The organism is Myxococcus sp. CA005 (assembly GCF_006518205.1).
Classification (GTDB): domain Bacteria; phylum Myxococcota; class Myxococcia; order Myxococcales; family Myxococcaceae; genus Myxococcus; species Myxococcus xanthus.
Window position 1 is genome coordinate 1 of sequence record NZ_SRLV01000223.1, and the last position, 402, is coordinate 402.

The following is a 402-nucleotide window of genomic DNA, read 5'->3' on the forward strand; positions in this document are numbered from 1 at the left end:
GGGCTTCTTCGAGGTATGCCACCACGGACGCTTGTCCCAGTTGGACCCGCACCTTCCTGGGGAGGGGGGCTCCGTAGTCACGAGGCGGCCAGGTGGGAATGTAGACGGACTTGTTGACGAGGCTGATCAACGCATCCTCCAGCGCAACGACCTCCGCGCCCTGGAAGTCATCACACCGGACTTCGTCCTGCGGTTTTTCCCAGACCTTGCGCAGCAGGTAGCCCTGTTCCGCGCCAAGACAGACACGCTTCCTGACGTCACCCCAACTGGCGCGCTCCAGTGTCTCGTACCAGGTGCCCGGGCCCCAGGGGTTGCCCATGACAGGAGGGGTTCCCTGGACCGTGCCCGAGCCTCGCTGGAACGACACGAGCGCGAGTTGATGGCCTGCGGACATGCTGTAAC

Annotated in this window: 1 protein-coding gene; it reads right to left on the reverse strand. The window is 64.2% G+C overall.

What is annotated here, in order from left to right; all coding sequences use genetic code 11:
* The coding region (locus FMQ63_RS37740) for a DUF6068 family protein (protein WP_228556580.1) at window positions 1-394 on the reverse strand (394 nt) is incomplete at its 3' end.
* Between the last annotated feature and the right edge of the window lie 8 nt (window positions 395-402).